We start from the raw sequence: 10359 nt of genomic DNA on the forward strand, positions 1-10359 counted from the left end.
AGCGTGTCGCCGGTGCGCGAGCTCAGAATCGGATCTTCGATGGTGGTGCCGAACACATTGACCGTCTCCAGCGCATCGGTGTGACGCTGGGGTTGTTCCTTGACGACGACGGTGTTGTCCGAGGAACGCTCTGCTACCAGACCGCTGCCTTCGAGCAGTTTGGCCAGTGCTTCATCGACCGAGCGACCGCCGACCAGGGCAGGCGCACGTTTACCGGCCACGATGTTGGGATCGACGACGATGTTGACGCCGGACTGACGGGACAATTCCAGCAGCGCCTTGGACAGCGACTGCTCGGCGATATCGAAGCGCTGCTCGGCGCCTTGTGCGTAACTAGTGGAAGTAACTACGAAACTGCACGCGGCCATGGCGATGGCAGCGGTCGTACATAGAAACGATACGGATTTGGACATGACACCCTTCCTGCTCTCTCGTTGTAGGTCGAGCGGTCGGTGCCTGGCCAGGGCATGGCGCCGCTTTCCCACTTGAGACGGGTGGCGCTGGCGGATCGTCCAAAAAAAGTTCAGCGCCGTGGGTACAGCACGATGTGTCCGTCGGCGCTCTGTACTGCTTTGATGGGCAGCGCCTGCTCCAGCGCCACGGCAATTTGTGAAATCTCATCGACGCGGAAGGCCGCGGTCACCAGCAGATCGCCCAGCTCGGGCGTCGCCAATTCCATGCCCGGCTTGTAGTAGCGCTGCACGTCGGCCAGCATTTCGGCGAGTCGGCGATCTTCGTACTCCAAGCGTCCATAACGCCACGCGCCGACCCGTTCAGTGGGCACCGTCGCGATGGCTCCAGATCGATTTGTTTCAGGCGAACGTTTCGCAGTCGGGGTGCGCGCTGCCACTTCGATGCGTTGACCGGCAGTGAGCGTGCCACGCGCCAGCGGTTCATCCACCGACTCGACCTGTTCGCTGACCGCCACGATTCCCTGCACCACCGACACGCTGGTGTCGCTCAGCCCTCGCCGCACATCGAAACGCGTGCCCACGACTCGGATCTGAGTGTTGCCGGCGGCGACAAAGAACGGCCGCGAAGTATCGTGAGCCACGTCGAAGAACGCTTCGCCGTTGGCCAGCGTCACGTTGCGGCGGTCCTTGCTGAAATCGACGTCGATTTGAGTCTTGGCACCGAGCGTGACCTTGCTGCCGTCGGGCAGTGTCACCTCGCGAACTTCAGCGAGTTGGGTTTCGATGCGCTCCGGCGCCGACAGCTTGACGATGCCGAACACCGCACCGACGGTGGCAATCGCTAACGCTGCGGCCAAAGCCATCGGTCGTTGCCACACCGGCGGCTTGGCCGTGCGTGCTGGAGCCAACGGCGTGACTGCGGCGAGATCTTTCATCTCACCGACTTCGCCCCACACACCAGCGAGTTTCTCGAACGCAGCCGCATGCAACGGGCTCGCCGTCAGCCACTGCTGATATTCGCGCTCTTCGGTTTCCGGCAGCGCGCCTTCCGAACGGCGCACCAGCCAGTCGCTGGCGACTCGATAAATATCTTTAGGAATGCGTGCTTGGGCGTGACTCATGGCTCAGTCCGTGCCATCGAAGGCGCGCTCGAGCGCCTCGTTACATTCGACGATGGCGTCCGCCACCAGGCGCTTGACCTGGGTCTGGGACATGCCCGTGCGCCGGGCAATCTCCGCGAACGACAGTTCATGGATGCGATTCATGATGAGCAGATCGCGGCGCGCCTGGTCCATGGAAAGAATCACGTCATGGAGCACCTGGTGACGCTCCTGCACCAGTAAGACGCGCTCGCCATCGAGTTCGTCCAAAATAAGTGCGTTGGCCGCTTCCGGAGCATCGATACGATGCCGCGTGGTCTCGCGCCGGAAATGATCGATCGCGACGTTATGCGCGGTTCTGTAAAGAAAAGCACGGGGATCCGCGACCGCCGCCGGGTCCGCCAGGGCGGCGTATCGCAAAAACGCTGTGTGCACCACATCCTCGGGTTCGGGAGGGCCCCGACCGAAGGTCTTGGTCACATAACGACACAACTCGGCGCGATACTCACGATACAGATCGGCGACCGAGCGCTTGGTCGATCCATCCGCCATCGAACTTCCCGAACCTCCCCGGGAGGCAAGCTCGTTGAAGTGTAGCGCGCGAGTCATTCATCTGCTCGCGACTTTTTTCAGCTCGGTCCAGTGCGGCAGGCCATAGATCCACAGCCCGTCGAAGATGGACGTGGCACTGGTCGAGCCGTTGAGCACCTGGCCGCGCAGCGTGAGCTCCAGCGAAACCGTGTGCGGATGTCGAGCCGTGTCGGATGTTTCTATCTGACTCAAGGCCTTACCCGTGAGCTGGCCGTCCTTGAAACTCACTCCATTCAACAATGTGTCGAGCTGCACGACACTGCGATTCGCGAACTTGGGCTCGCCGCCGATGCGAATGTGCACGTCGCCGTCCGCTTGCACTGTCAACTGCATGGGCTGATCGCCCTCGTAGGTATGTACCTTACCTTCCCAGCGACCGATCAGATCCGCCTTGGGTTTGAAGCTGTCGTTCGCGGCCGCAGTCGATGACTGCGCAGCGGGCTCTTTCCAGCCAGGCGACAACGTCTTGAGCACCTGGCGTTGGATTTCCGTGGAGACGCCACCATCGATATTCGCCAACATCACGATGCCCATGTTGCGTTCGGGCAGCAGAATGAAATTCGAACTCACGCCCGACGCCGAGCCGGAGTGAGAAATCGCGCGATAGCCACCAAGCTGGTTCACCACCCAACCCACGCCGTACGCCGCCGTTGCCGAGGTCTTGGGTGCATCGCGCGTCATCGCATCGATGTTGGCATCGGTCAGCACCGACCGCTGATCCGGCAAACGATTCTTCAGAATGAACATGCCGAAGCGAGCCAGATCGTGCGCGCTCGAATACAGCGTCGCCGACGCTGGTTCGGCCGACAGATAGTTCGGGATCGGCTGATTACGAAAGTTGTAGCGTTGCGCCTTGAGTTGCTCGAAGCCCGGTGTGATGTCGAGTGCCGAGTGCGTCATGCCGAGCGGAGTAAACAACGCCTGTTGCATGAAGTCGCCATAGCTCACACCGGACACTTTGCCGAGCAAATGACCGAGCACGCCGTAGCCGAGGTTGGAATAACGATAGCGTTCGCCCGGCGCCGTGAAGGCAAAACCGTAGCGATGAATGGTCTGGCTGAAAGCAGGCGTCTGCGACATTTCATCGCCATAGAACCATTGATCGCTGCCCGGCAGGCCCGAGGTATGGTTGGCGACGTTGCGCACGGTGATGTCTTTGGGATTGCCGACGTAGGAACGGATCTTGTCGTCGCCCAGATAATCGTTGACCGGCTTGTCCAGATCGACCTTGCCCGCCTGCACCAAGGTCATCATCGCGGTGGCGGTCAGCGTCTTGGACAGCGATGCGAGCATGTACATGGTGTGCTCGGTGGCCGGCATGCGCTTGGCGCGATCCGCCCAACCGAAGCCTTCTTCCCAAATAATCTGGCCGTCTTGCCAGACCGCGATGGAGGCCGAAGGAACATCCTTCTTGCGCAGATGTTCGAGCACCGCCTCGCGATGCGAACGCAGCTGCTCGGGCGCGGGCTGAGCCAGCACGGGCGCGGCAAATGCACTGACCGCCGCTATCGCCACCCAGCTCAACCGAATCGACGTCGAACCCATGTCACTCCCCTACCGGCATTACTCATTCCACAGGGCGCGAATGAATAACCGAGGCGCGGGAGCTGCGCCTCCGTGAAATCACCGTCGTAGCAACGACGAAGAGCGGCCAGGGGCGCCGCTCTTCGTTGCTGCATCGAAGTGAACTGCTTACTGTTTCTTCAGTTCGATCCAATGCGCCAGTGCGTTACGAACACGCGTCGAGCGGTCACCTTCGGCAGCAGCGTCGCCGTTGAGCACGTCGCCGCGCAGGCGCAGCTGCAAGCCAACGGTATAAGGATTGCGTTCGGTATCGGGCGTGCCGATACGTGCCACCAGATTGCCGGTGAACACGCCGTCCTTGAAGTTGGGCCGGTTGACCAGCGTGGTCAACTGATCGCCGAACTTGGCATGCACATCGCCGCTCGGCAGGAAGCGCAGTTCCACCGGCACGTCCTTGACGTAAGTGGACAGCGTGCCCTTCCAAGTGCCCAACAAGCTGTCGGTAGGCTTGAACGGCTCCGGATCCGGCCACTTGCGCTCCGGCGACAACGGCCACTTGGCCAGCATCTTGTTAGCGATACGGTCGGCCGCCTGGCTCGGCAAGCGCGTCGCGGAGTTGGCGAGCACCACGATCACCAGCTTGTCGCTCGGATACAGCTGCATCTGAGTGTGCACGCCACCCATGCCGCCGGAATGCGCCACGATCTCATAGTTGTTCTTGGTGCTGTTGGCGAAGCCGATGCTGTAACCATTCTCCGGCGTGCCGGCGGTGCGCTTGTGCATCTCGTCGATGGAGGCATCGCTCAGGATGGGCTTCTGCTCCTTCAGGTGCGCCTTCAAATGAAACATGCCGAAGCGCACCAGATCGTGGGCGCTGGAGAAAATCGCCGACGCGCCCGGATGATCGAAGTCATAGAACGGAATCGGCAAACCGTCCGTGCCATAACGAGTGGCGGCAAAATCTTCGAGGCCCGGGCCGATGTCGACCGAGGTGCGCGTCAGACCCAGCGGCAGGAACACTTCGCGACGCATGAACTCGGGATAGCTCATGCCCGACACGCGCGAGATCACATAGTCGAGCACGCCGAAGCCGAGGTTCGAATATTCATAAGTTTCGCCCGGTGCCGTGACCAGATTGCCGTAGCGAAGAATGGTCTCGTCCATCGACGGACGCGAGTACGGCTCGTCGGCGTAGAAGAACTGATAGTAGGTCGGCAGGCCGGCGGTGTGATTGGCAACCCGACGCACGGTTGCATCCTTGGCATCGCCGACGCGCGCGCGCAGCTTGGCATTGCCCAAGTAATCGTTGATGGGCTTGTCCAAGTCGACCTTGCCCGCCTGCACCAGCGTCATCAAGCCGGTGGTGGTGATGGGCTTGGAAATGGAAGCCAGCGAGTACATGGTGTGCGGCGTGGCTTCGATGCGCTTTTCGCGATCCGCCCAACCGAAGGATTCTTCCCAGAGAATCTTGCCGTCTTTGGCCACTGCCACGGAAATGGACGGCACCGACTCGGCGACCATCTGCGCTTTGATGTAGCTGCGAATTTCTTCGAAGCGATCGGCCGCCAACGAGGGCGCGGCCACAGCCAACAACAGCACGGTCACTGCCGGCCGGACTTTCTGCATCTGAATCATTCTTTGTCCTGGAATTGACGCACCCGGTGGGCACAGCAGGCCGAGTGTTTCGACGCTGTGCCGACCGGACATCTGTGAAACCACCTAGAACAAGCTAGGGCCAAAAACTCGCAAACCTATTGCTTCTTCAGTTCGATCCAATGCGACAGCGCATTACGCGGGCGCTGGTCGCGCAGGCCAAACGCGTCAGCGTCACCGTTGAGCACGTCACCGCGCAATCGCATGGTCAGACCAATCGTATATGGATAGCGTTCCGTGTCAGGCGTGCCGATCTTCCCCAGCACCTGGCCGCTGAACACACCGTCCTTGAAGCTGGGCTCGTTCACCAGCGTGCTCATCTGATCGCCGAACTTGGCGCGCACGTCGCCGCTCGCCAGGAACGTCAGCTCCACCGGCACGTCCTTGACATAGTTGGCCAGCGTGCCCTTCCAAGTGCCCAACAAGCTGTCGGTCACCTTGAACGGCTCCGGCGGCTGACGCTTGCTCTCGGGCGTCACCGGCCACTTCGCCAGCATCTTGTTGGCGATCCGATCGGCAGCCTGAGTCGGCAAGCGCGTGGCGGAATTGGCGAGCACCACGACGACCAACTTATCGCTCGGATACATCTGCAGCTGAGTGTGCACGCCACCCATGCCGCCGGAATGCCCGACCATGTCATAGTTATTCTTGGTGTTCACGAAAAAGCCGACGCCGTAACCGTAGCTTGGCACGCCCGCCGTGCGCTGGTGCATCTCATCGATGGACGCATCGCTCAGGATCGGTTTTTGATCCTTCAAGTGCGCCTTCATATGAAACATGCCGAAGCGCACCAGATCGTGCGCGCTGGAGTACACCGCCGAAGCGCCCGGATGGTCGAAGTCGTAGAACGGAATCGGCAGGCCATCCACGCCGTAACGAGTCGCCGTGAACTCCTCCATGCCCGGGCCGATGTCCACTGAAGTGCGCGTCATACCCAACGGCAGAAACACTTCGCGACGCATGAAGTCGGGATAGCTCATGCCCGACACGCGAGAGATCACGTAGTCGAGCACGCCGAAGCCCAGGTTCGAATAGACGAAGGCCTCACCCGGTGCATTGACCAGGTTGCCGTAACGAAGAATGGTCTCGTCCATCGACGGCCGCGAGTAGGGCTCGTCGGCGTAGAAGAACTGAACGTACAACGGCAGGCCCGACGTGTGATTGGCAACTCGACGCACCGTCGCGTCCTTGGCATCGCCAACTCGAGCACGCAGCTTGACGTTGCCCAGGTAGTCGTTGATGGGCTTGTCCAAGTCCACCTTGCCCGCCTGCACCAGCGTCATCAGGCCGGTGGTGGTGATGGGCTTGGAGATCGAGGCCAGCGAGTACATGGTGTGCGGCGTAGCGGCGACGCGCTTTTCGCGATCCGCCCAGCCGAACGACTCTTCCCAAATGATCTTGCCGTCTTTGGCCACCGCCACCGAAATGGACGGCACCGACTCGGCGACCATCTGGTCCTTGATGTAGCTGCGGATCTCTTCGAAGCGGTCGGCCGCCAACGCAGGCACGGCCATGGCCAGTAACAGCACGGCCGCTGCCGGCCGGACTTTGTTCAACTCAATCATTCTTGGTCCTGGATCTAAAGGCCCGGCGGGCACAGCAGGTCGAGTTTTTAGACGCTGCACCGATCGGGCATCTGTGAAATCACCGAAAGCTGCCTCAGGCAGCAGGTAAGGTCCGTAGCACCAGGCTGGCGGCGGCGAGATCGCTCAGTGCGGTGCCGACCGATTTGAACAACGTCACTTCGCTCTCGTTGCGCCGTCCCGGCACTTCGCCACGACACAACTGCGCCAGCTCGCCGACCAGGTGATCCTCGCCGAAGCGCCCTTCTCGCATCGGAATCAGAATCTCGCCCGCTTCGTTGAGCACGTTGGCTCGACTATCCACATAAACGCGCGCGTTGGCCACCAGGTCGCTGTCGCATTCGCGGGCATCGACTTCGTGGTTGCCGGAGAAATCGGTGTGCGTGCCGGGCTTGACCCAGTCGCCGAGGATCAATGGCTTCTTGGCAGCGGTTGCGCAACTAATGACATCCGCAGCTCGAGCGGCGCGCTCCAGATCGTCGACCACGACCACATTGAGTTCCGGCCGCTGCTGCTTCACCAACTCGACGGTCTGCTGAGCCTTGTCTGGATTGCGACCCCAAACAGCGATGTGCTCATAGTCGCGTACCGACGCATGCGCCAACACGGTGAGCGGTGCCAGGCTGCCGGTGCCACAAAACAGCAGTCGCTTGGCATCGGGTCGCGCCAGATAGTCCGCAGCCAGCGCGGCGATGGCTGCCGTTCGCCAGTTCGTGATGCTCGGCCCGTCGAGCACGGCCGTGGGTGCGCCGGTGCGCCGATCGAACACCATCACATTCGAGTGCAGCGGCGGAAATCCCGGCGCCGGAGCGTCGGGCAGATAAGTGAACACTTTGACGCTGATCAGCTCATCGTTCCACGCCGGCAACACCGCGAACGAATCTTTCTTGGCAGGGTTCTCTGAGAGCCGATAGATGTTGCGCCGTGGGCTGGCGCCGGGGCCGGCGAACGTCTGGCGCAAGGTCGCCACCAAGGCAGGAAAGGTCAGCGCGCGCTGGACGCTCTGAGCATCGATGATTCTCATACTGAGGATTGCGCCGCTGCCTGGGAAACGAGGCCGAAAATTGTATACGGCGCGCGCCGGACATCCAAGGCGCGGCGGGGCGCTGCCCGCTCAGAATGAATTATTTGTGTGCATCAGGGCCGACATTGACAGCGCTGTGCCTTCAGACGGAGTGGCCGTGCGCGTTCGGAGTTCGACCAAAGTGGGCGCCTTCAACAGCTGATGTGGCGTCCATTCGGCCACTCGCAGCAGTGCTTTCAATGTCGGCCGCAACCAGATCACATCGGCAGCCTCCCGGCGCTTGGGCCCGGTGCGACTGAACTCATGCTCGCCCCATAAATTGATGAAAGGCGAGCGGGCCGTCTCCAGCGGCGCCAACGCTTCCTTCAAGCTCAGCCGCGACGCGCCGACGATGCCCTGATGCACCAGTCCCGAATACAAAATCACTGGACCGTCGACACAGCCCACCAGCAACGCCGCGACGCTGTCAGGGCCCGCCGGCTTGTAGCCGCCGACCACGAATTCGAGCTGCCGCGGCGGCCGATACTCCTGCCAGTCCTGCGAGCGTGCACCACTTCGGTACGCCGAGTCGCGCCGCTTGGCCACCACGCCAGGAAAGCCCCAGAGCATCGCCTGCTCCACGGCCCGCCGAGGATTGCTGGTCAGCTCCTCGGCTAGAAACAGGCCGCTATTTGAAATGACGGTCCGTAACGCCTCGCGGCGATTCATCAACCGTTGACCACGGAGATCGCGCCCCTCGAGGCGCATCAAATCGAATGCGTAGTACCTGACACTCGGCACGGCCCTGGCAATGGTCGGCTCCACCACCGCCCCGTCTATTATTGCGTCGTCAACAGGGATCTTGGCCGCCGCCTCTAATAAGAAGGGAAATCTGCGCTCCGGCTGCCGTTCTTCGGCAGAACATAACGTGACCGAAGCGCCCCGCTTGATGATGACCACTCGGATGCCATCGAGGCAGGGTTCATACAACCAGTCCGGGCCGATGGGCAAGCGCCTGGCCGGCTGGCTCAACATGGTCTTAGTTGATGTGTCTTTCGCCGCGCGTAATGTGAGTGGCATTTCCGTCGCCCACAGTAATGATTGCATGGCAGCACTAAAGTGCATCCCTGTTGAGTGATCAATATGCAAACACCACAAGGATGAAAGCGTCAGGTGATGCCGTCAGCCCTAAGCAATTAACACGTGTTTTGCCCCAAACACGGCCGCCAGCGCTCCAAATTCCACTCTATGAGTAACGCGCCGCTACTGTCGGGAAGCGCTGGAAATCACATTTGCCGGAACAGGTGTAAATAATTTCGACTGACGGGGAGCGTTTCTTCGCGGCCTTTCAAGTGAACCTCGGCAGTTTCGTTTTGGCCGCGTGTGACGTGGCTGACCGCTCGCAGGTTGACGACGACAGAGCGATGCACTTGTGCGAACTGCGTTGAGTCCAGCTGCGTGATCAATTCTTTGAGCGGCGTGCGAATCACTGCGTCACGCGGCTCGCCTGAATCATCGCGCCACGCCACCCGCGTGTACTTTTCTTCCGAGCGTAAGTAGTCGATATCGTCCACTGCAATCAGCCGAACGGTCTGACCCACCGAAGCTCGCACCCAGCGCAGCGTCTCGGCACCTTTGTGTTTCTCCAGGCTCGCAGCAAGCTGCTGTAACAAGGCTTCGGTGTTCATCGCCGGCTGCGACTCGCGCAATCGCTCTTGCAGACGTGAAACAGTCTCCGCCAGCCGCGCAGGCTCGACAGGCTTCACTAAATAATCGAGCACGCCTTGTGCAAACGCCTGCACTGCGTAGTGATCGAAGGCTGTGACGAAAACCAAGTGGGCACGACGACCGATATGCTGAGCCGCTTCCACACCGGTCTTGCCCGGCATCTGCACGTCCAGAAAACAAACATCCGGCTGATGGGTCTCGAACAGTTCGATGGCCTCACGCCCATTGCGAGCTCGCGCCACGACCTGCAGCTGCGGCCAAACTTGCGAAAGCATCCCTTCCAACGCTTCGCGAAGCAGCGGTTCGTCATCGGCGATGAGTGCAGTCGGTGCGCTCATACAGCAACGTGCCGCGCCGGAAAGCTCAACTCGACACTCACGCCGTGCGGTTCGATCTCCGTCAAACTCAACTGAGCATCACCGCCGAAAGCCAGCTGCATTCGCTCACGCAACGTGGAAAGCCCAGTGCCGAGCCCACTGTTCTGCGCTTTCAAACCAACGCCGGTATCAGCGACGCGAACCCAACATCGACCATCGCGCATCGACACGTCGACATCGATTCGTCCGCCTGCTTCGCTCGGGTCGATGCCATGCTGGACGGCGTTCTCAACCAACGTGAGCAGCGTCATCGGCGGACAGTGCAGCTTGGCTGCCGCCGGATCGATGCGCAAAGCGAACTGCAATCGATCCGGCATGCGCATCTGCATCAGCTCGATGTACGCACGCGCCAGCTCCAACTCCTGATCCAACGTCGTATCTGGCGAA

10 protein-coding genes are annotated in these 10359 nt (G+C 60.9%); all 10 read right to left on the bottom strand.

All coding sequences use genetic code 11. The features are described from left to right. Window positions 1–413 (bottom strand): STN domain-containing protein (locus JNL55_RS16245; protein ID WP_293855595.1); only part of this gene is annotated, 413 nt, incomplete at its 3' end. A gap of 110 nt (window positions 414–523) precedes the next feature. Further along, entirely contained in the window at window positions 524–1534 is a 1011-nt protein-coding gene (locus tag JNL55_RS16250; protein ID WP_293855599.1) for a FecR family protein, read from the bottom strand. 3 nt (window positions 1535–1537) lie between these two features. Next, on the bottom strand, window positions 1538–2065 hold the full coding sequence (locus JNL55_RS16255; RefSeq protein ID WP_293855602.1) for an RNA polymerase sigma factor: 528 nt from the start codon (window positions 2063–2065) through the stop codon (window positions 1538–1540). A 57-nt stretch (window positions 2066–2122) separates the two neighbouring features. Beyond that, window positions 2123–3649, bottom strand: a complete 1527-nt coding sequence (locus JNL55_RS16260) for a serine hydrolase domain-containing protein (RefSeq protein WP_293855605.1) — start codon at window positions 3647–3649, stop codon at window positions 2123–2125. 147 nt (window positions 3650–3796) lie between these two features. Then, on the bottom strand, window positions 3797–5263 hold the full coding sequence (locus tag JNL55_RS16265) for a serine hydrolase domain-containing protein (RefSeq protein WP_293855608.1): 1467 nt from the start codon (window positions 5261–5263) through the stop codon (window positions 3797–3799). Window positions 5264–5379: 116 nt separating this feature from the next. Next, window positions 5380–6846 (bottom strand): serine hydrolase domain-containing protein, encoded by a 1467-nt coding sequence (locus JNL55_RS16270; RefSeq protein ID WP_293855611.1) that lies wholly within the window; start codon window positions 6844–6846, stop codon window positions 5380–5382. Window positions 6847–6940: 94 nt separating this feature from the next. Beyond that, entirely contained in the window at window positions 6941–7888 is a 948-nt protein-coding gene (locus JNL55_RS16275; protein ID WP_293855614.1) for an ornithine cyclodeaminase family protein, read from the bottom strand. A 90-nt stretch (window positions 7889–7978) separates the two neighbouring features. Then, window positions 7979–8902, bottom strand: a complete 924-nt coding sequence (locus tag JNL55_RS16280; RefSeq protein WP_293855617.1) for a hypothetical protein — start codon at window positions 8900–8902, stop codon at window positions 7979–7981. 251 nt (window positions 8903–9153) lie between these two features. Further along, on the bottom strand, window positions 9154–9933 hold the full coding sequence (locus JNL55_RS16285) for a LytR/AlgR family response regulator transcription factor (protein WP_293855620.1): 780 nt from the start codon (window positions 9931–9933) through the stop codon (window positions 9154–9156). Further along, window positions 9930–10359: sensor histidine kinase (locus tag JNL55_RS16290; RefSeq protein WP_322111036.1), on the bottom strand; the 430-nt coding region annotated here is incomplete at its 5' end. The genes JNL55_RS16290 and JNL55_RS16285, both read right to left, overlap by 4 nt.

The organism is Steroidobacter sp. (assembly GCF_016790065.1).
Classification (GTDB): domain Bacteria; phylum Pseudomonadota; class Gammaproteobacteria; order Steroidobacterales; family Steroidobacteraceae; genus Steroidobacter.